A 19,692-nucleotide genomic window follows, 5' to 3' on the forward strand; every position below is an offset into this window, starting at 1 on the left:
TCGACCTACAGGATGGTCGGCGAACGCGGGGTGACGATGGATTCGGGGTCTGCAATCGGTCGATAGCGGCCATGGGTGTCGCACCGACCGGCAACTTCCGAAACGGGGTGGTGAGTTCTGGGTCAGCTTTCAGGGCGAGCGGAGCATGACGGACTAAGGCCGAACCTCATCGCCTGCGGCATACCGTGGCAGATTGGCAACAGCTTCTCGAAACGCCGAGGTAATTTCGGTGACGCTAAAGCTGCGATCCCACAGCTCCGTGACCAAGGTGTTGATTGCTTGACCGAGAACGGGATTGTCCGGCCACGGGTTTGCCTTGTGAAGCTCGCTCACCGCGAGCGAATAACGGTAGGACGCTTCATACAGCGCCGTCTGCCAATCATCGCGTGTAGCCTGCTCGCGCTCGTTATTCATCAGGCTCTGATGCCACCAACTCGCTACGTCCGCAATTAAGAAGCCTATTCCTCGGCTTAAACGGCAAAAAACGGTCGCTTCCTGACCTTCGTCATTCCGGACCTGAGCCAAATCCATCGGACCGACATCGGCCCGAAACGCCAGCCAGGTGGGCGGCGCAATCCGCCGCCACTGTCCAGGCGCGGCTCAGTTACCGGTACATGCCTTCGCGCAGGTTGATGCCATGCTCGAGCCAGGCCTTGAGCGCGCAGAGCATCTGCGACCAGCCCTGGCAGTTGCCGTAGCTCGCACCCAGCGCGCCCTGATTTTCGCGCCAGCCCTCCTCCGAAATCTCGACCAGCGTGCGGCCGTCGTCGAGCGCCTCGAAGCGCATCGTCACGCGCGTGCGGTAATCGGCGTCCTTGAGCTCGCCGCCCTCGACGTTGGGGGCCTCGCCTTCGCTCGCCTGCCATTCGAGCACGATCTTCTCGTCCGCGACCACCTCGATCACCCAGACCGGAAAGGCCCCGGGGAAATCGTGGAAATCCCATGTCACCGTCGCGCCGGTCGCGAGCCGCCCCTCGGCGCCGCCGGTGGTGAAATAGTGCGACAGCTGCGCGGGGTCGGCGACCGCCTCGAACACATCGTGCACCGGCTTGGCGATCCGCGCCGCGACTCGGAATTTCAGTTCCATCGACAATCTCCGCTTGATTCCCTTTTCATTATGTTATATATTTATAACATGTCAATCCACGAAGAATATGACAATATTTTCAAGGCACTGGCATCGCATGTCCGCCGCCAGATCCTCGACAATCTGAAAGACCAGCCGCTGACCACGGGCACGCTGTGCGGCAATTTCGCGCATCTGGACCGCTGCACGGTGATGCAGCATCTGAAGGTGCTGGAGGATGCCGGGCTGGTGATCGCCGAACGCCGCGGGCGCGAGCGGTGGAATCACCTCAACGCGATGCCGATCCAGGATATCCACGACCGCTGGATCGGCCCGCACGCCGCCGCGGCGAGCGCGCGGCTGGCGCGGTTCAAACAGGCGATCGAGGCGGGCTAGGGTCCTGACCCTGACCGCGCTCAGCCCTTGCGATATTCGGCGAGGAAAATGGCATCGGGCGCGGCGCGGCACCGCGCCACGGCGTTGGTCCACGACGTGTCATGCCCCATGAAGCCCGCGGATGGTTTCGAACCCGCCGGGCGCGGCGGTCCCAGCACCTCGGGCACCAGCAGTTGCATCCCGCGCAGATAGGAATAGAGCGGAAACCGGGCCGGTTTTTCGCCACCGTGCACGCTCGTCCACCAGTCATATTCGCGCAGGAAGGTGTCGCAGCGGTAGCTGCGTATCGCGGCGAGATAATTGTCGCCGTCGCCCGCCGCCTGGTTGAATTCGAACTCGAATCGCACCTCGCGGCGCAGCGGGCGCCCTGCGAGATCCCTGGGCGGCGCATAGCGCCACGCCGCCATCGCGGCGAGCGTCGCCGCGTCGAGCAGGTCCGACCGAGTCGATTCCTCGACGTGCGGTTCGACGATGCGACCCGCCGCATCGATCGTCGCGCGGACCACGATCTTGCCATTGTGGCCGAACGCCTTCGCCGCGTCGGGAAATTCGGGGTTGGCGCCTTCGATCCGCCGGAGTCCGCCGACCGGAAGCGGGAATTTCGCCCGGACCGCAACCGGCTTGCCCGCCGCGTCGCGTCCCGGGGAGAGTTTCCATCCCTGCAGCGCCGCGATCGCCGCCCGATCGATGCCCGCGTCGCCCGACGGTTCGATCAGGACGATATCGGACAGCGCGCCGTCGGCACCGACCGTCGCCTCGGCCAGCAGCCGCCCCATCCGCCCGTCGGCCACCGCGGCGGCGACCACCGGGTCGGCGCCCGGCATCTTGCCCGACAGATATTTGGGCGGCGACCGGACGGCGCTCCTGTCGACGATGACCGATACGACCCCCGCCGGCGCCGCCGAAGTCGTGCGCGCGGGTGCCGACGCACCGCCATCGGACTGCGCGACCGATACGGCGGGCGACAGCAGAAGCGTCGCCGCACCCATCGTCGGCCGGAGCGCGCGCTTCACCACCCGGTCGGCTTGCCCTTGTTCTGCTCGTCGAGCCAGGCCTTGAGCGGCGCGAAATACTCGGCCATCGCCTTGCCCGACATCTCGCGCGTCCCGGTGAAGGCTTCGAGCGCGTCGGGCCAGGGCTTCGACATGCCCATTTCGAGCATCGCGTTCAGCTTCGCGCCGACCTCCTTGTTGCCATAGAAGGAACAGCGGTGCAGCGGTCCCGTCCACCCCGCCTGATCGCACGCAGCCTTGTAGAACTGGAACTGCAGCACGCGCGCGAGAAAGTAGCGCGTGTACGGCGTATTCCCCGGCACATGATATTTGGCGCCCGGGTCGAACGCGGTCGCAGGCCGCTCGGCGGGGGGCGTGATGCCCTGATACTGCAGGCGGAGCTGCGTCCACGCCTTGTTGTAGTCGGCGGGCTTGATCGTCCCGTCGAACACCCCCCAGCGCCAGCGATCGATCAGCAGGCCGAACGGCAGGAAAGCGACCTTGTCCATCGCCTGCCGCAGCAGCAGACCGATATCCTTGTCGGCGCTCGGCACCTTCGCCTTGTCGAGCAGTCCGATGTCGACCAGATATTGCGGCGTGATCGACAGCGCGACGAAATCGCCGATCGCCTCGTGGAACCCGTCGTTGGCGCCGTTGAGGTAAAGGAACGGCTGATCCTTGTAGGCACGCTGGTAATAATTGTGGCCCAGCTCGTGGTGAATGGTAACGAAATCGTCGGCGTTCACCTTGATGCACATCTTGATGCGGATATCGTCCTTGTTGTCGATGTCCCACGCCGAGGCGTGGCACACGACCTCGCGGTCGGCGGGCTTGGTGAACAGGCTGCGCTTCCAGAAGCTCTCGGGCAGCGGCGCGAAGCCGAGCGAGGAATAGAAATTCTCGCCCGCCTTGACCATGTCGAGCGGCGCCTTGCCCTGCGCGGTCAGCAGGTCGCCGATGTCATAGCCGAGGTCGCCGGTTCCCGGCGGCGCGACGAGCGGATAGATATTGCCCCATTCCTGCGCCCACATGTTGCCGAGCAGGTCGGCGCGGATCGCGCCGGTCTTGGGCTGCACCGCATCGCCATATTTCTCGTTGAGTTTCCAGCGCACATAGGTGTGAAGCGCCATGTAGAGCGGCTTCATTTCCTGCCAGATCGTCTCGGTCGTCTTCGCGAATTCGGCGGGCGGCATGTCGTACCCCGATCGCCACATCGCGCCGACGTCGGTGAAGCCGAGTTCCTTCGCGCCGCCGTTCGCGATGGTGACCAGCCGCGCATAATCCTCCTTCATCGGCGCGCCGACATTGTCGTGCCAGCTCGTCCACATCTCGGCGAACTCGGCGGGCGTATGCTGGAGGTTGCCCATTTCGGCCTCGATGTCCGAGCCCGATATCTCCTTGCCGTTCAGCGTGCCGCGGCCCTTGCCATATTGCGACTGGAGATCGGTCGCGATCTTGCTGAGTTCGACCGCCGCGCCCGGCTTGGTCGGCGCGGGGAGCACGATGCCCGTGCGCAGGATATCGAGCTTGCGCTGCGTGTCCGCGCTCAGCCCGGCGACATTCATATATTTGGCGGCTTCGAGTGCGTATTGGACCGACTTTTCGGTGCCGACCGCGTTGATCCGCGCCGCCATCGCGTCGGTGTCGTCGGTGATGTAGGTCGAATTGACCCAGTTCACTTCGCTCGCCTCGACCGTATAGTCGAACAGGTCCTTCTCGACCGCCGCGATGAAGGCGTCGGCATCGGCGGCGGTGGGGGCGGCGGCAGGAGCGGTACTCTTTGCAGCAGGGGCTTTCTTCGCCGGCTCGGCGGCAACGGCGGGGCCCGCGAGCGCGAGCGAAAGGGCAAGCGACAGGGTCGAAATCATGGCTTTCATGGGGTCGTCCTCGATAGATTCATGCGGCGCTCTGCGGCGCGATGGCGGCAATCTGAACCTGCCCGCAGGCGCGGTCAAGCGGCGAGGAATGCCGCCATCGCCGCGCCCATTTCGGGCTGCGTCACGCTCGACATGTGCGTGCCGGGGATCGTCGCGAGCCGCGCGTCGGCCAGCGCCTCCGCCAGTTCTTCGGCAGAGCCGTTGTCCTGGTCCTGATCGCCGCAGACGAGCAGCGTCGGCATGGTGATCGCGGCAAGCATGTCGGGCGCGGTGTCGGTGAAACTGTCGAGCAGATGCCCCGCGGCGATGCGGTCGACCTTCATCGTCTTCATGAACTGGATCGACAGCCAGGTGTCGTCGCCGCGCTTCGCGCTTTCATAATCGGCGATCACGCGCTTGAAGAACTGCCCGCGCTTGGCCCAGCCGGCAAGCCCCGCGAGCCCCATGCCGCCGAGGATCAGCCGCCGTGGCGCCATCCCCGCAACCACCGCGCGCACGCTCGTCCGCGCGCCGAGCGAGAAACCTCCGAGGTCGAAATCGGCAAGGCCGAGATGCGCGACCAGATCTTCGAGATCGCGCACAAGCACATCGGCGGGATAATATTCCGCCTCGTGCGGCGCCTCGCTCGACCCGTGGATCCGGAGGTCGGGCATGATCACGCGAAACCCCTCTTCGGCGATGCGCGCCGCTGTCCCGAACTTGATCCAGTTGACCTCCGCGCTCGAGAAGAGGCCGTGGAGCAGCACGACCGGCCGGCCTTCGCCCAGCTCGCGCCACGCAAGACGCGCCCCGTCGCGCGCCTCGAAAAATTGCGGTTCGATCGTCATTCTCCTTGCGGCCCCAGCAACCGCATCCATTCGTCCGGCGACTGTGGCTGCGTGTCGAGCGCGACCACATCTTCGGGAAGCACGATCCACGGCTGCTTCGAGCGGATCCAGAAATGCGCCGCGGGCTCGATTTCCGGACTGTTGTCGAGCGTCCCGGCGCGCAGGTTGGCGAAGCCCGGTCGCTGGTCGTTGGTGGTCCACAACCGGGTAAGGCAGACAGGGCAGGCAAAAATGCCGGCGACCGCGCCGCTCGGCTGGACATGGCGCCCCTCGATCACCTCGCCTTCGACGACGAGATCGGCTTCGGCGACACCAAGCTGGATCCCGAAGGCGCTGCCCGACCGGCGCTGACAATCGTGGCAATGGCACGCATAGGGTCGCATCCGGAAGCCGGGGCGCACGGTATAGCGGACCGAGTCGCACAGGCAGCGCCCGGCGAGAGCCGAGAGCTCGGTCATCGCGGCTCAAGCCCCTTCTGTTCCATGCGCCAGCGCGCCATTTCGATGCGGTCCTGTCCGAAGAAGGGTTCGCCGTCGAACACCAGCGTCGGCACGCCCCAATGGCCCGCGATTTCGAGCGCGACCTGGTTCGCGGCGATCTCGTTGTCGAGCGCCTCGGCGTCGCGCTCCGCCTCGGCATCGAGTTCGGCGAGGTCGAGCCCGGCGCGGCGCGCGGCGCCCGCGAGATGATCGCCCAGATGCCAGTCCTGCGCCCCGCCCCAGATCAGCTGCGCCGCCTCGTGCGCGAAGGCCAGGCTGCGACCGCGGCGCGACGCCGCCTGGCCGAGCCGCGTCAGGCGATAGATGTACGGCTGTTCGGCGGCAATCTCGCGCGTCATCACATTCTGGACGATCGGGTCGGGACGCGGCGGGCCGAAGGGGATGCCGTGGAACTGCGCGACGCGGATCATGTCGCGCATCGTGTAGCTCAGCCAGTTCGGGTGGTTGCGCTCGAAAAAGTCGGGCTGGCGGATCGCGAGCGGATAGACCGGACGCAGGTCGATCTCGAGCCGGTGGCTGGCGGCGAGCGCGCGGTAGCGGCCGATGGCGAGGTAGGAATAGGGCGAGCGGAACGACCAGAAAAGGTCGGCGGTGAGTGTCATGCGGGCATAGTGCAACAGGCGCAGCGCTTTGTCGATGTTGGCGAAAGTGCCGCGCAGCGCGACATTGATTTTAATAGCAATTGCTATTATGTCGCATGCCATGAGCGAGCATATCGGATTCCTGCTGAACGATACCGCGCGGATGTTCCGCCGCGCGTTCAACGCGCGCACCAAGGACAGCGGGATCACCGCGCTGCAGTGGCGCGTGCTCACCTATCTCGCGCGCTATCCCGGCATAAGGCAAGGCCCGCTCGCCGAACTGATCGAGGTCGAACCGATCACCCTGTCGCGGATGATCGACCGGCTGGCCGAGGCCGGACTGGTCGAGCGCCGCGCCGACCCGACCGACCGCCGCGCGTGGCTGCTCCACCTGACCGGCGCCGCCCAGCCGCTGCTCGACGACCTGCGCCAGACCGCGACAGCCGTTGTCGCCGAAGCCACCGAGGGGCTCGACGCGGGCGAACGCGAACAGCTCGCCGCGCTGGTCGAGCGCGTCCGCGCCAATCTGTCCCGCCGCGAATGCCAAAAAGAAAAAGAGACCGCCTGATGGACCAGCTCTCCCCCAGCCGCCCCGCCGCGGAAAATGCCGCGCCGAAGCGCGCGCCCAAGGCCGACCCCGTGCCCCCCGTCGCGGCCACGACCGCGTCCGAAGGGGCCACCGGGCCGACTTGGCGCACGCGCGCGCTGATGTTCGGACTGCCCCTCGCGCTGGTCGCGGCGGGCGGATATTACTGGCTGACCAGCGGCGGATCAGTGTCGACCGACAACGCCTATGTTCAGATGGACAAGGTGTCGGTCGCGGCCGAAGTCGGCGGGCGCATCACCGAGGTCGCGGTGCGCGACGGCCAGCTGGTGAACAAGGGCGCGCTCCTGTTCCGCATCGACGGCGAACCCTATCGGCTGAACGTCGCGCAGGCGACCGCGGCGATCGACGCGGCGCAGGTCGAGGTCGGCAACCTGTCGGCGAGCGCGACGACGTCGCGCGTCGACATCGCCGCCGCGCGCGAGGATGTCGCCTTTGCCCAGATCAATTTCGAGCGCCAGGCGGCGCTGATGGAAAAGGGATTCACCACCCGCGCCGCCTATGACGCGGCGCGCCACGCGGTGACGCAGGCGCGCGAGCGCGTCCGTCAGGCCGAGGCCGCCGCCGCCGAGGCGCGCGCCAAGCTGGCCGCCGGCCCCGCGAGCGGGGTCAACCCGCAGGTCGAAGCGGCGCGCGTCCAGCGCGCGCAGGCCGAGGTCGACCTGGGCCGGACCGAGGTGCGCGCACCGAGCGCCGGCCGCGTCGCGCAGTCGGACCGGCTGCAGATCGGCCAGATGATGGTCGCCGGGCTGCCCGCGGTGACGCTGGTCGACACCGACCATCCGTGGGTCGAGGCCAATTTCAAGGAAACCGACCTTGCCAACATGCGCCCCGGCCAGCGCGCCGAAATCCGCTTCGACGCCTATCCGAAGCTGAAGGTGCGCGGCCATGTGCTGACAATCGGCGCGGGCACGGGCAGCGAATTTTCGGTGCTGCCGGCGCAGAACGCCACCGGCAACTGGGTCAAGGTGACGCAGCGCGTCCCGGTGCGCATCGCGTTCGACGAAAAACCCTCGCGCGAGATGATCGCCGGGCTGTCGGCCGAGGTGCGGGTGTTTACCGGCAACGGGGCGGTGGCGGGGAAATAGGCGTGATGCGCGGCAACGGATACATGAACTCCGTTCGTGCTGAGCTTGTCGAAGCACCGTTCTTCTTCTCCACCTTGCAAGGAAAGAACGGCCCTTCGACAAGCTCAGGGCGAACGGGTTTGATGCTGATGTCGGTGCTGATGTCGAAAAACATGCACTGATGGCCAGCCGTTCGCTCCCCCGCCGGGCGTCCGCCGCGGCGCTGCCCGCCGACGACGGACGGCCGCTGCACGAACGCGTGCGCTATCGCGGGCTGCTGATGGTCGCGGTGATGGGCGCGTCGATCATGCAGATCCTCGACACGACGATCGCCAATGTCGCCATCCCGCACATGCAGTCGGCGCTGGGCGCGACGAGCGAGACGGTGACGTGGGTGCTGACGAGCTACATCCTCGCATCGGCGGTCGCGATGCCGATCACCGGCTGGCTCGCCGACCGCATCGGGCGCCGCGAGCTGTTCCTCGCCGCGATCGCCGGCTTCATCATCACCTCGATGGCGTGCGGCGCGGCGCAGTCGCTCGAACAGATGGTCGTGTTCCGCTTCCTCCAGGGGGTCAGCGCGGCGTTCATCGGCCCGCTGTCGCAATCGGTGATGCTCGACGTCAACCCGCCCGAGCGCCACGCGCGCGCGATGTCGATCTGGGGCATGGGGATCATGATCGGACCGATCCTGGGGCCCGTGCTCGGCGGCTGGCTGACCGAACAGGCGAACTGGCGCTGGGTCTTCTACGTCAACCTGCCCGTCGGCCTGCTCACGCTGGCGATGATGTGGGCGCTGCTCCCCGCGACGCGCACGCGCGATCGCAGGTTCGACCTCTTCGGTTTCTCGATGCTCGCGCTCGGGCTCGCGGCGCTGCAGCTGATGCTCGACCGCGGCGCGCACGAGGACTGGTTCGACAGCATCGAGATCTGGATCGAATGCGGGGTCGCGGCCGCATGCCTGTGGATGTTCGCCGTGCACCTGTTCACCGCGCGGCGCGATACCTTGTTCAGCCGCACGATGCTCGCCGACCGCAACCTCGTCACCGCCATGCTGTTCATGATCGTGATCGGCGTGGTGATGTTCGCGTCGATGGCGCTGCTGCCGCCGATGCTGCAGAATCTGTTCGGCTGGCCGGTGATCGACACCGGGCTGGTGCTCGCGGTGCGCGGGGTGGGAATCCTCGCCAGCATGTGGGTCGCGGGGCGCCTGCTCGGCAAGGTCGACGCGCGCTGGCTGGTCGGCAGCGGGCTGGCGATCGCCAGCCTGTCGCTGTGGCAGATGAGCCACTGGTCGCTCGAAATGGGGATGGAGCCGGTGATCGTCAGCGGGCTGGTGCAGGGGGTCGGCATGGGGCTGATCTTCATCCCGCTCAACACCATGGCCTTTGCGACGATCGCGCCGCAATATCGCACCGACGGATCGAGCCTGCTCAACCTGTTCCGCAGCATCGGCGCGTCGGTCGGCATCTCGATCGTCACCACGCTGCTGGGATCGAACATCCAGACGAGCCACGAGGATCTGGCGGCGCATGTCACCAACAGCTCGACCGCATTGCTCGACGCCTCGACCGCCGACCGCTTCGGCATCGCGGGCGATACGGCGATGGCGATGGTCAATGCCGAGATCAACCGGCAGGCGGCGATGGTCGCCTATATCGACGATTTCTGGCTGATGATGTGGGTGACGCTGGCCGCGGTGCCGCTGGTGCTGTTGCTGCGCCCGCCGAAACCGGGTGGCGAAAAGGCATCGATGGCCGACATGGGGCATTGACGGCGTCGCGCCGCCGGGGCGCGTCCTATTTTCGGGGGCCGCATTGGACGGTGCCGCTGCCGACGTTGCGCACTTTGCACACGGGTTTGCCGAGCACCACCGTCTTGCCGATCCCGCGCGTCGTCACCGCGGCGCTCTTGACCGCGCGGAACAGATGATCGCCCGCGCCTTCGCTGTCGCTGACCAGTTCGCCGACCGCGAGCTCGCCGGCATCGACCGTCCCGGCGCCCGACAGCGTCATCTGCGCCTGTTTCGCAGTGCCGCCCAGCGTCATGCCGCCGTTGCCGATCATCGCAACCGACAGCCGGTCGGCCGTCACGGCGCCGACGCTCAGCCGGCCGGGACCGCGCAGCCCGACCGCGACGCGCGCGCCCTTCAGCCGGTCGATCCGCAGCGATCCCGCGCCTGCGACGGTCGCCTCGCGCAGGTTCGCGGCGTTGACGCGCACCGTCACGGGGCCGAGCGGAGCGCGGCGCTTGTCGTCGCCGACGAACTGTTTCTGCCCGATCACCAGCCGACCGTCGCGCGCCTCGACCGTCAGCCGGTCGAGTGCGTCCTGCGGCCCGCTCGCCACCGCGCTGACCGGTGCGCGCGTCACCACTTCGACGGTGACGTCGGCCTGGAGCTCGATCGTTTCGAAGCTGGTAAGCCCGTAACGCTTTTCGGCCGCCGAGGCGGAACCGGGCATCATAAGCAGGGCGGCCGCCAGCAGGGCCGATCGCGGGATCAGGATCATGGTGCCGGCATAGCCCGGGAGGGCGGCCGGCACCAGAGCCGCCTATTTGCAGGTCGCGCTGCCCGATCCCATCTTCCGGGTGGTGCAGGTCGCGCCGCCGGTCAGTTCGACATCGCCCGACCCGAGGATGCTGATGTCGGCCTTGCCCGTCGCCTGCGCCTCGACATTGCCCGATCCGGTAACCGACACGTCGAGCGTCTCGGCGACGAGGCCGCCCGCGTCGATGTCGCCCGAGCCGGTGACACCGAGATCGCCCGACTTGACGGTACCGCCCGCGATCTCGATGTCGCCCGATCCCGACACCTTGATTTCGGCGCTGGTGCCCGTGAGCTTTGCGACCTTGAGGTCGCCCGAACCCGTGAGTACCGCCTTGACCGCGTCGCCGGCGACCGCATCGGCATCGAGCGAACCCGATCCGGTCAGCCGCACGCCGTCGAGTTTCGGCATGGTGATCGCGATCTTCACGCCCTTGCCGTTGCGGCTGAAGCTGAAGCCTTCGCGCTTACGCCCGATCGACAGCATCGTGCCGTCGAGCTTGATGTCGAGTTCGTCGATCTCCGACTTCGGCCCGGTCGCGCTGATCGAGAAGGCATTGCCCTGGCGGATGGTCACGTCGTCGGGACCCGCGACCTCGACCGCGGTGAAACCGGTCAGCGCATAATTCTGCGTCGTCTGCGGCCCCGCGTCGGCCGAACGCGTCTCGACCTTGTCGCTGTTCTCGGTCGTGACCGAACCGCTGCACGCCGTCACCGTCAGGGCCAAAGCCAGCGGCAACGCCGCGATCGTCCAGTTGCGCATCGTCAATCTCCTTTGTGTGTTGCCTGCATAACACACGCCGGCCGACCCTGTCCAGCGCGCTGCCATCTTGTCGCCACCTTCGCACGCCACAGGCCTCTTTCCCCTTCACCGAAAGCAAAGACGATGAGCGTAGCGTTTCGCCGCGAGAGCGACGACGAGCATATGGAACCCGCGTTCGAATGGCCGATCCCGATCGGTCCGAACCTCGTCACCCCGCGCGGGGTCCGGCTGCTCGGCGAAGAAGCGGCGCGGCTTGCCGATGCGATCGCGGCCGCCGCCGACGAGGATGCGCGCAAGAAGCTGCTGAAGCGCCAGCGCTATGTCCACACGCGCCAGTCGACCGCCGAGATGCAGCCGCCGCCCGCGGCCGACCGCGTCGGCATCGGCAGCCGCGTCACCTTCACCCTCAACGGCGCGACCCGGACCCTTTCCATCGTCGGCCATGACGAAGCCGATCCGGCGCAGGGAACGATCGCCTTTTCGGCGCCGCTCGCGCGCGCGCTGATGGGCGCCGAGGCGGGCGAGACGATCGAATATCAGGGCCGCGAGGATGCGATCACCATCGTCGCCGCCGCGGCCGATCCGGAGACATTGGCATGAAGGACAGGTTCGAACGCCACAAGCAGCCGTGGACCGCGGCCGAGATCGACAAGCTGCACACGCTCGCCAAGAAGGGCATGGCGCTGAAAGCGATCGCCAAGGCGCTGACGCGCAGCGAGGAATCGGTGAAGACCCGCGCCAAGGCCGACGGCCTGTCGATCGCAAAGCTGCACTGAGCGTGACGGAAATGTCTTCATCTCCTGCCCGTCATCCCGGCGCAGGCCGGGATCTCGCCGGTGAGTTAAACGGCGAGGTCGAGATCCCGGCCTGCGCCGGGATGACGATTCAACGGGTATGACCACCCCCGATTATGACGCCATCGTGCTGGGTGCCGGCGCGGCCGGGCTGATGTGCGCCGCGATCGCGGGGCAAAGGGGGCGCCGCGTCCTGCTGCTCGACCATGCCGATGCGCCGGGCAAGAAGATCCTGATTTCGGGCGGCGGGCGCTGCAATTTTACCAACGTCCACACCACCCCCGACCGCTATATCTCGGCCAACCCGCATTTCGCCAAGTCGGCGCTCGCGCGCTACACGCCCGCCGATTTTATCGCGCTGGTCGACGCCTATGGCATCGCGCATCATGAAAAGACGCTGGGCCAGCTGTTCTGCGACGGGTCGGCGAAGCAGGTCGTCGCGATGCTGCTCGACGAATGCGCCAAGGGCGGCGTCGACCTGCGCTGCGGCCAGCCGGTGCAGGAGGTGGCGCACGCCGACGGGCGCTTCGCCGTCGGTTTCGGCGACCAGATTTTCGCCACGCCGAACCTGGTCATCGCGACCGGCGGCCCGTCGATCCCCAAGATGGGCGCCACCGGCTTCGCCTATGACCTCGCGCGCCGCTTCGGACTCAAGGTCGTCGAGCCGCGCCCCGCGCTTGTGCCGCTGACGCTTGGCGGCGACGATGTGCTGTTCCGCGACCTCAGCGGCGTCGCGACCCCGGTCGAGGCGCGCGCGGGCAAGGCGGCGTTCCGCGAGGCCGCGCTGTTCACCCACAAGGGGCTGTCGGGGCCCGCAATTCTCCAGATCAGCAGCTATTGGCGGCACGGCGAGGCGGTGACGATCGACTTCCTGCCCGATGCCGCGCCGGGCTGGCTCGCCGACACCAAGCGGATGCGCCCGCGCACGACGCTGCGCGCCGCGCTCGGCGTCCAGCTGCCCGACCGCCTCGCCGAAACGCTCGCCGACCGGCTCGCGCTGCCCGGCGAACTCGGGGCGCTGACCGACCGCAAGCTCGCCGAGGCCGAGGCGCGGCTGGCGCGCTGGGCGTTTCACCCCAACGGCACCGAAGGCTTCGCCAAGGCCGAGGTCACCGTCGGCGGCATTTCGACCGCCGGCCTGTCGTCGCAAACAATGATGGCCAAAAGCGTGCCGGGGCTGTATGCGGTCGGCGAAGCCGTGGACGTCACCGGGTGGCTGGGCGGCTATAATTTTCAATGGGCATGGGCCAGCGGATACGCGGCGGGCCAGGCCCTTTAGGAAAAACCAAAAAAATTCCTCGGGATGCTGGCGGGACAATGGCTCCGTCATTCAGGCATCGATGGCCATATGGCGGCGAGGGAACCCAATAATACGGCACATCGCCGCACAGGATAAACAGAACAATGGCTTTCGATCACCTTTCCCCCGTCCTTGCGGACGCCCTCACCGCGCGCGGCTATGAAGCGCTCACCCCCGTCCAGGCGCAGGTCGTCGAAGCCGACGCGGCGGGCCGCGACCTGCTCGTCTCCGCCCAGACCGGATCGGGCAAGACCGTCGCCTTCGGCCTTGCGATGGCCGAGCAGCTGATCGAGGACGGGCGCCTGCCCTTCGCGTCGTCGCCGCTCGCGCTGATCGTCGCGCCGACGCGCGAACTCGCGCTGCAGGTCAGCCGCGAACTCAGCTGGCTCTATGCCAAGGCCGGCGCGCGCATCGCGACCTGCGTCGGCGGCATGGACGCCAGCAAGGAACGGCGGAACCTCAATCAGGGCGTACAGATCGTCGTCGGCACCCCGGGGCGCCTGCGCGATCATCTCGAGCGCGGCGCGCTCGACCTCACCGCGCTGCGCGTCGCGATCCTCGACGAGGCCGACGAGATGCTCGACATGGGCTTTCGCGACGACCTCGAGGAAATCCTCGACGCGACCCCCGAGACGCGCCGCACCCTGCTCTTTTCGGCGACGATCCCCAAGCCGATCGCGCAGCTCGCCAAGCGCTACCAGCGCGACGCGCTGCGTATCTCGACCGTCGGCGAAGAGCGCGGCCACGGCGACATCGCCTATCAGGCGGTGACCGTCGCCCCCGCCGACATCGAGGGCGCGGTGATCAACCTGCTGCGCCTGCACGAGGCCGAGACCGCGATGCTGTTCTGCGCGACGCGCGACAATGTCCGCCGCCTCCACGCCAGCCTCGTCGAGCGCGGTTTCGCCGCGGTCGCCTTGTCGGGCGAGCATAGCCAGAACGAGCGCAACCACGCGCTGCAGGCGCTGCGCGATCGCCGCGCCCGCGTGTGCGTCGCGACCGACGTCGCCGCGCGCGGCATCGACCTGCCGAGCCTGAGCCTTGTCATCCACGTCGAAATCCCGCGCGACGCCGAAACCCTCCAGCACCGTTCGGGGCGCACCGGGCGCGCGGGCAAGAAGGGCACCGCGGTGCTCATCGTCCCCTATCCGCGCCGCCGCCGCGTCGACGGCATGCTGCGCGGCGCGCGCATCAACGCCGAGTGGATGGACGCCCCGACCGCCGCCGACGTGCGCGCGCGCGATCAGGAACGCTTGATGGAAAAGCTGCTCACGCCGCAGGAGCATGAGCCCGAGGATCTGGAACTGGCGCAGCGGCTGATGGCCGAGCGCAGCGCCGAGGATATCGCCGCGAGCCTCGTGCGTGCGCACCGCGCGCTGATGCCCCCGCCCGAGGACCTGATCGACACCGGTCCGCGCCCGCGCGGCGAGCGCCCCGAACGCGGCGAGCGCTTCGAACGCGAGCACGGGGACCGCGGCGAACGCGGCCAGCACCGCGAGCAGTTCGACGACAGTGCGTGGTTCCGGATCAACATCGGCCGCCGCCAGAACGCCGACCCGCGCTGGATCCTGCCTTTGCTCTGCCGCCGCGGCCATGTGACCAAGCACGAGATCGGCGCGATCCGCATCGGGCCCAACGAGACGCTGTTCAATATCCCGATCGCGATCGCCGACCGCTTCGCCGAGGCGGTGATGCGCACCGCGAACCAGGACGGCGAGGACGACAGCGGCGTCGCGATCACCCCCGCCCCCGACGGCCCGACCTGGCCGCCGCGCCGCGACAAGGGACCGCACAAGGGCGGATCGCGCCACGACGGTCCGCGCGCCAATGGGCCGCGCCCCGACGGCCCGCGTCACGACGGCCCGCGCAAACCGCGCGGCCCCGGGGCCGGCGGCCCGGGCAGCGGCACCGACCGCTACAAGCCCAAGCCCTATGGCCAGCGCGGTCCGCGCAAGACCGGGAAATACTGAACAAGACCCACCCTCCCCTTCGGGGGAGGGCAACGAGGCCGGGAAACCTATTTCCCGGTCCCGGCGGGTGGGGGGCTGACGTCTTGTGCAGGGCCGACGGCCCCGCCCTCACCCCTCCCCCGAAACCGAAGGGCTTTCGGCGCATCCCCCTTGCACCCCGCCTGCGCGCGTCCCAGATGGACCCGACAGCAGGAGAGCGGTGATGCGAGCGATCGAAGCCTTTATCGAAAGCCAGGGCGGCCCCGAGGTCATCGACTGGCGCGAGGTCACGCTCGGCGAGCCCGGTCCCGGCCAGCTGCTCGTCCGCCACACCGCGGTCGGGCTCAACTATCTCGACACCTATCACCGCAACGGCACCTATCCGGTGCCGCTGCCGAGCGGGCTCGGCGTCGAGGCCGCGGGCGAGGTGCTGGCGGTCGGGGCCGATGTCCACGGCTTCAAGCCCGGCGACCGCGTCGCGACCTTCGGTCCGCAGCGCAACGCCTATGCCTCGGCGCGGATCGTTCCCGCCGCGGGCATGTTCAAGCTGCCCGCCGGAATCGACGACGAGACCGCGGCGGCGGCGCTGCTCAAGGCGTGTACCGTCGAAGCGCTCGTCGAACGCTGCGCCAAGGTCGAGGCGGGCTGGCCCGTGCTGGTCCACGCCGCCGCGGGCGGGGTCGGGCTGATCCTCGTCCAGTGGCTGAAGGCGATCGGCGCCACGGTGATCGGCACCGTCAGCACCGAAGCCAAGGAAGCCGCCGCACGCGAAGCCGGCGCCGACCATGTCATCCGCTACAAGGAACAGGATGTCGCGGCGCACGTCCGCGAGATCACCGACGGCCAGGGCGTCCCCGTGACCTTCGACGGGATCGGCATGACGACCTGGAACGTGTCGCTGAAGGCGACCGCGCGGCGCGGGCTGATCGCGGTCTATGGCAATGCCGGCGGGCCGCTGACCGGGGTCGACATCAATATCCTCGCGCAGCATGGCGCGCTGTTCGTCACGCGCCCGTCGCTGTTCGACTATTATCTCGACCCCGGCGAGCGCGCCGCGGGTGCGGCGCGGGTGTTCGAGATGCTCGAAAGCGGTGCGGTGACGGTGCGGGTCGGCCAGCGTTACGCGCTCGAAGACGCGGCGCGTGCGCATGCCGACCTCGAGGCCGGGCGCACGACGGGGTCGAGCCTGCTGATACCCGAGCCGCGCTGACACGCCGGGCGATCCGGGGCGGGCCGGGCCCGCCCCGTTCGTGTTTACAGGCCGTCGAGCCCCTTGCTCACCAGCACGTTCACCGCGACGCGGCGGTTCTGCGCCTTGCCCTCGACGGTTTCGTTGCTGGCGGCCGGATCGGCCTTGGCCATCCCCGTGGGCGTCAGCATGCGATAGGGCTTCCAGCCGCACGCCTGCTGGAGATAGTTGACCACGCTGCCGGCGCGCTTTTCGCTGAGCACCTGGTTGAACTCGTCGGAGCCGGTCGAATCGGTGTAGCCGACGACAAGCAGCAACGCATTGTCCATGCCTTCGGCCGAGCTTGCGGTGGCGCACAGATCATTCTTCGCCTGCGCCGACAGCACCGCCTTGCCGGTGTCGAAGTTCACGTTCGTCGTGCTCTTGACATTATACTGGTCGATGTCGCCGACGCGCCCGCGCAGCGCTTCGGTCGCCGCGGTCTGTTCGGCGAAGCGCTGGTCGGTGCCCGTGCGGATCATCGACGCGGTGCGCAGGTCCTTGCTCTTGAGGTCGACCTCGCTCGCGACGAGGCCGCCGCTCCACTGCAGCGTCTCGACCGCGACCGGCAGGCCGTTGAGCAGCGAATCGGCGGTGAGCTTGTTGCGGTTGAGGCCCAGGAAGCCGCCGCTGGACTTGATCCGCGTCTCTTCGGTGATCGCGAGGATCGTGGTGTTGCCGTCGGCGGTCGTAACCTGCATCCGGCCGTCGCTGCGCGCCGAGATGATGCCCTCGACCTCGGGTCCCTTGGTCATCTCCGACGCCGGCGGAATCGTGCCATAGACGGTCGTCATGACCTCGCCGTCGGACGTGTCCTGCGCCTGTGCGGCGAGGCTGATTGTCACCGATCCGGCCAGCATGGCCGCCAGCAACATTCTGGAACGGGGGGAAACGGAACTCATACGCTACTCCTTCAACGAGCCGCCCCCGCGTCGTCGCCCCGACCTTTCCTGCACCGGCCGCTTTCCTGCAAGAGCGCCACCGCCGCCAAGCCGGTAATTGGAGCGCATTGTGCGGCGAACCGAGCCGCGCCCGTCCGCGACGCGTGCGTCGGACGCCGCTCGCGGCGGCGCAATTCCGCGCCGGCGAACACCCGGTCGCCGCCGGCGGATATCCTGTCCGCCGCTATGCCTTCAGCCGCTCCGCGTGCCAGCCAATATGCTCGGCCATGAAGGTCGAGATGAAATAATAGCTGTGGTCATAGCCCGGCTGCATCCGGATTTCGGCTTTCTGCCCGGCCTTCTCGCATGCTTCGGAGAGCAGGTGCGTCTTGAGCTGTTCGGCAAGGAACCCGTCGGCCTCGCCCTGATCGACAAGCAGGTCGGCGACGCGCGCGCCGCCCGCGAGCAGCGCACAGGCGTCATAGGCGCTCCACGCCTCGCGATCGGCGCCCAGATAGTTCGACAGCGCCTTTTCGCCCCACGGGCATTGCAGCGGCGCGACGATCGGCGAAAAGGCCGACACCGACCGGAAGCGGTCGGGGGTGCGCAGCGCGACGGTCAGCGCGCCGTGCCCGCCCATCGAATGGCCGGTGATCCCCTGCCGCGTCAGGTCGGCGGCGGGAAATTCGCGCAGGATCAGCGACGGCAGTTCGTCCTCGACGTACGAGCGCATGCGGTAGTTGGCGGCCCACGGCGCCGCGGTCGCATCGACGTAGAAGCCCGCGCCCAGCCCGAAATCCCACGCGCCGTCGGGATCGTCGGGCACCGCGTCGCCGTTGGACGCCGGGCCGCGCGGGCTGGTGTCGGGGGCGACGAAGATGATGCCATGTTCGGCACAGGCGGCGCGATACTCGCCCTTTTCCATGACGTTCGCATGGGTGCAGGTCAGCCCCGACAGATACCAGAGGATCGGCAGTTTCGCCCCCGGCGCATGGTCGGGAACGAAGACCGCGAAGGTCATGTCGGTGCCGGTGGTGGCGCTGGCGTGCCGGTAGACGCCCTGCATGCCGCCATGGCTGCGGTTGGTGGAGAGGGTTTCGAGGGTCATGTTCTTCGTCCTGCTTGTCTTTTCGCAAGCCTAGTTCATGCTGGCGCAAAAGCAAAAGGGAGGGGCTGGTGTTCGACGATAATATCCGGGGGACGTGTCCGGATCGCTTTGGTGCCGTCCGCCTCGCGATGGCGGCGAGCCTTGCGAGCGGTGCCGACATCGGCCTGTCCTTCTGCGCGACGATCGGGGGCGAAACGGTGGTCGACCTGTGGGGCGGCCATGCCGATGCGGCAAAGACCCGGCCCTGGCAGGCCGACACGATCGTCAACGTCTATTCGACGACCAAGACGATGACCGCGCTCACCGCGCTGCTGCTCGCCGACCGCGGCGACCTCGATTTCGCGTCCCCGGTCGCGCGCTACTGGCCCGAATTTTCCGCCAACGGCAAGGCGGAGATCACGGTCGCGCAAGTGATGAGCCACAGCGCCGGCCTGTCGGGGTGGGAGGTCCCGGTCACGACCGAGGATTTCTACGACTGGGACAAGATGACCTCGTTGCTCGCGGCGCAGGCGCCCTGGTGGCAGCCGGGCAGCGCACCGGGCTACCATGCGATCACGCAGGGCTATCTGGTCGGCGAGGTCGTGCGGCGGATCACCGGCAAGTCGCTTGGCACCGTCTTCCGCGAGGAGATCGCCGAACCGCTGGGTGCCGATTTCCACATCGGCCTGCCCGCATCGGAGGATCACCGCGTCGCCGACCTGATCCCGCCGCCCGAAATGACGATCGATTTCGCCAGCGACATCCATCGCAAGACGCTCGTCAATCCCGGTATCGACGTGTCGGCGACCCGCACCCGCGCATGGCGCGGCGCCGAAATCCCGGCCGCCGGCGGCACCGGCAACGCGCGCAGCGTCGCCGAAATCCATGCCCTGCTCGCCAATGGCGGCGTCGCGAAGGGCAAGCGCCTGCTCTCCGAAGCCGGGTGCCGCAAGGCGCTCGAGCTCCAGATCGCGGGCGCCGACATGATCCTCGGCGTGCCCATCCGCTACGGCATGGGTTTCGGCCTGCCCGGCGACATGCTGCCGCTGCCCAATCCGAACACGATCTTCTGGGGCGGTTATGGCGGCTCGCTGATCATCATCGACATGGATGCCCGCGCCACCTTCAGCTATGTGATGAACAAGATGGACGTGGGGCTGACCGGCGACCCGCGTTCCTTCACCCTGATCGGCGCGATGTGGATGGCGATGGCCGCCGCCTGACCCCGGCCGTCC

22 protein-coding genes are annotated in these 19,692 nt (G+C 67.9%); 11 read left to right on the plus strand and 11 right to left on the minus strand.

Annotation, left to right across the window (positions count from 1 at the left end):
• Window positions 1–153: 153 nt before the first annotated feature.
• Both EAO27_RS13365 and EAO27_RS13370 read right to left on the minus strand, forming a co-directional pair.
• Window positions 154–531 (minus strand): hypothetical protein, encoded by a 378-nt coding sequence (locus EAO27_RS13365; RefSeq protein WP_242770568.1) that lies wholly within the window; start codon window positions 529–531, stop codon window positions 154–156.
• Between the two features lie 73 nt (window positions 532–604).
• Complete coding sequence (locus EAO27_RS13370) at window positions 605–1,087, minus strand: SRPBCC family protein (protein WP_242770571.1); 483 nt, start codon at window positions 1,085–1,087, stop codon at window positions 605–607.
• Window positions 1,088–1,135: 48 nt separating this feature from the next.
• On the opposite strand from EAO27_RS13370, the gene EAO27_RS13375 reads away from it, so the two are divergent.
• Window positions 1,136–1,462: a helix-turn-helix domain-containing protein gene (locus EAO27_RS13375; protein WP_242770573.1), complete on the plus strand. Its 327-nt coding sequence runs from the start codon at window positions 1,136–1,138 to the stop codon at window positions 1,460–1,462.
• 20 nt (window positions 1,463–1,482) lie between these two features.
• Here EAO27_RS13375 and EAO27_RS13380 read toward each other — a convergent pair whose 3' ends face one another.
• The 5 genes from EAO27_RS13380 to EAO27_RS13400 form a co-directional block, all read right to left on the minus strand.
• On the minus strand, window positions 1,483–2,475 hold the full coding sequence (locus EAO27_RS13380; RefSeq protein WP_242770576.1) for a TonB family protein: 993 nt from the start codon (window positions 2,473–2,475) through the stop codon (window positions 1,483–1,485).
• Window positions 2,472–4,331 (minus strand): M2 family metallopeptidase, encoded by a 1,860-nt coding sequence (locus tag EAO27_RS13385; RefSeq protein ID WP_242770579.1) that lies wholly within the window; start codon window positions 4,329–4,331, stop codon window positions 2,472–2,474. The genes EAO27_RS13380 and EAO27_RS13385 overlap by 4 nt, the downstream gene beginning before the upstream one ends.
• 74 nt (window positions 4,332–4,405) lie before the next feature.
• Window positions 4,406–5,158: an alpha/beta fold hydrolase gene (locus EAO27_RS13390; RefSeq protein WP_242770581.1), complete on the minus strand. Its 753-nt coding sequence runs from the start codon at window positions 5,156–5,158 to the stop codon at window positions 4,406–4,408.
• Window positions 5,155–5,616 (minus strand): GFA family protein, encoded by a 462-nt coding sequence (locus tag EAO27_RS13395; protein ID WP_242770583.1) that lies wholly within the window; start codon window positions 5,614–5,616, stop codon window positions 5,155–5,157. The genes EAO27_RS13390 and EAO27_RS13395 overlap by 4 nt, the downstream gene beginning before the upstream one ends.
• Window positions 5,613–6,260 carry a 2-hydroxychromene-2-carboxylate isomerase gene (locus tag EAO27_RS13400; RefSeq protein WP_242770585.1) on the minus strand — a complete coding sequence of 216 codons (648 nt, stop codon included), beginning with the start codon at window positions 6,258–6,260 and terminating at the stop codon, window positions 5,613–5,615. The genes EAO27_RS13395 and EAO27_RS13400 overlap by 4 nt, the downstream gene beginning before the upstream one ends.
• A gap of 100 nt (window positions 6,261–6,360) precedes the next feature.
• On the opposite strand from EAO27_RS13400, the gene EAO27_RS13405 reads away from it, so the two are divergent.
• Genes EAO27_RS13405 through EAO27_RS13420 form a run of 4 tightly spaced genes read left to right on the plus strand, consistent with a single transcriptional unit; the run spans window position 6,361 to window position 9,684 of the window.
• Window positions 6,361–6,807 (plus strand): MarR family transcriptional regulator, encoded by a 447-nt coding sequence (locus EAO27_RS13405; RefSeq protein WP_242770586.1) that lies wholly within the window; start codon window positions 6,361–6,363, stop codon window positions 6,805–6,807.
• Window positions 6,807–7,931, plus strand: a complete 1,125-nt coding sequence (locus EAO27_RS13410) for an HlyD family secretion protein (RefSeq protein WP_242770587.1) — start codon at window positions 6,807–6,809, stop codon at window positions 7,929–7,931. Before EAO27_RS13405 ends, EAO27_RS13410 begins: the two co-directional genes overlap by 1 nt.
• A 2-nt stretch (window positions 7,932–7,933) precedes the next feature.
• Entirely contained in the window at window positions 7,934–8,092 is a 159-nt protein-coding gene (locus EAO27_RS13415) for a hypothetical protein (protein WP_242770588.1), read from the plus strand.
• The gene (locus EAO27_RS13420) at window positions 8,092–9,684 is read left to right on the plus strand and encodes an MDR family MFS transporter (RefSeq protein ID WP_242770589.1); all 1,593 of its coding nucleotides are present in this window, start codon (window positions 8,092–8,094) and stop codon (window positions 9,682–9,684) included. Before EAO27_RS13415 ends, EAO27_RS13420 begins: the two co-directional genes overlap by 1 nt.
• 25 nt (window positions 9,685–9,709) lie before the next feature.
• Here the strand turns inward: EAO27_RS13420 and EAO27_RS13425 are convergent, their stop codons facing one another.
• Together EAO27_RS13425 and EAO27_RS13430 are read right to left on the minus strand one after the other, a co-directional pair.
• Complete coding sequence (locus EAO27_RS13425; protein ID WP_242770590.1) at window positions 9,710–10,453, minus strand: head GIN domain-containing protein; 744 nt, start codon at window positions 10,451–10,453, stop codon at window positions 9,710–9,712.
• A gap of 9 nt (window positions 10,454–10,462) precedes the next feature.
• Window positions 10,463–11,218: a head GIN domain-containing protein gene (locus EAO27_RS13430; protein ID WP_242770591.1), complete on the minus strand. Its 756-nt coding sequence runs from the start codon at window positions 11,216–11,218 to the stop codon at window positions 10,463–10,465.
• A 123-nt stretch (window positions 11,219–11,341) separates the two neighbouring features.
• Here EAO27_RS13430 and EAO27_RS13435 point away from each other — a divergent pair, with 123 nt between their 5' ends.
• The 5 genes from EAO27_RS13435 (at window position 11,342) to EAO27_RS13455 (ending at window position 16,471) form a co-directional block, all read left to right on the plus strand.
• Window positions 11,342–11,818, plus strand: coding sequence for a GreA/GreB family elongation factor (locus EAO27_RS13435; RefSeq protein ID WP_242770592.1), 477 nt, complete (start codon window positions 11,342–11,344; stop codon window positions 11,816–11,818).
• Window positions 11,815–11,994 (plus strand): hypothetical protein, encoded by a 180-nt coding sequence (locus tag EAO27_RS13440; protein ID WP_179498761.1) that lies wholly within the window; start codon window positions 11,815–11,817, stop codon window positions 11,992–11,994. Before EAO27_RS13435 ends, EAO27_RS13440 begins: the two co-directional genes overlap by 4 nt.
• A 118-nt stretch (window positions 11,995–12,112) precedes the next feature.
• Window positions 12,113–13,291, plus strand: coding sequence for an NAD(P)/FAD-dependent oxidoreductase (locus EAO27_RS13445; RefSeq protein ID WP_242770594.1), 1,179 nt, complete (start codon window positions 12,113–12,115; stop codon window positions 13,289–13,291).
• A gap of 125 nt (window positions 13,292–13,416) precedes the next feature.
• Window positions 13,417–15,282 (plus strand): DEAD/DEAH box helicase, encoded by a 1,866-nt coding sequence (locus EAO27_RS13450; RefSeq protein ID WP_242770596.1) that lies wholly within the window; start codon window positions 13,417–13,419, stop codon window positions 15,280–15,282.
• Between the two features lie 202 nt (window positions 15,283–15,484).
• Entirely contained in the window at window positions 15,485–16,471 is a 987-nt protein-coding gene (locus tag EAO27_RS13455; RefSeq protein ID WP_242770598.1) for a quinone oxidoreductase, read from the plus strand.
• A gap of 44 nt (window positions 16,472–16,515) precedes the next feature.
• Here the strand turns inward: EAO27_RS13455 and EAO27_RS13460 are convergent, their stop codons facing one another.
• Window positions 16,516–17,391 (minus strand): OmpA family protein, encoded by an 876-nt coding sequence (locus EAO27_RS13460; protein ID WP_242770600.1) that lies wholly within the window; start codon window positions 17,389–17,391, stop codon window positions 16,516–16,518.
• Between the two features lie 223 nt (window positions 17,392–17,614).
• Complete coding sequence (gene fghA, locus EAO27_RS13465; RefSeq protein ID WP_242770602.1) at window positions 17,615–18,478, minus strand: S-formylglutathione hydrolase; 864 nt, start codon at window positions 18,476–18,478, stop codon at window positions 17,615–17,617.
• Between the two features lie 68 nt (window positions 18,479–18,546).
• Here fghA and EAO27_RS13470 point away from each other — a divergent pair, with 68 nt between their 5' ends.
• Window positions 18,547–19,680 carry a serine hydrolase domain-containing protein gene (locus EAO27_RS13470; RefSeq protein WP_242770604.1) on the plus strand — a complete coding sequence of 378 codons (1,134 nt, stop codon included), beginning with the start codon at window positions 18,547–18,549 and terminating at the stop codon, window positions 19,678–19,680.
• The last annotated feature ends 12 nt before the right edge of the window (window positions 19,681–19,692 follow it).

Origin of the sequence: Sphingopyxis sp. YF1 (genome assembly GCF_022701295.1) — a bacterium.
Taxonomy (GTDB): domain Bacteria; phylum Pseudomonadota; class Alphaproteobacteria; order Sphingomonadales; family Sphingomonadaceae; genus Sphingopyxis.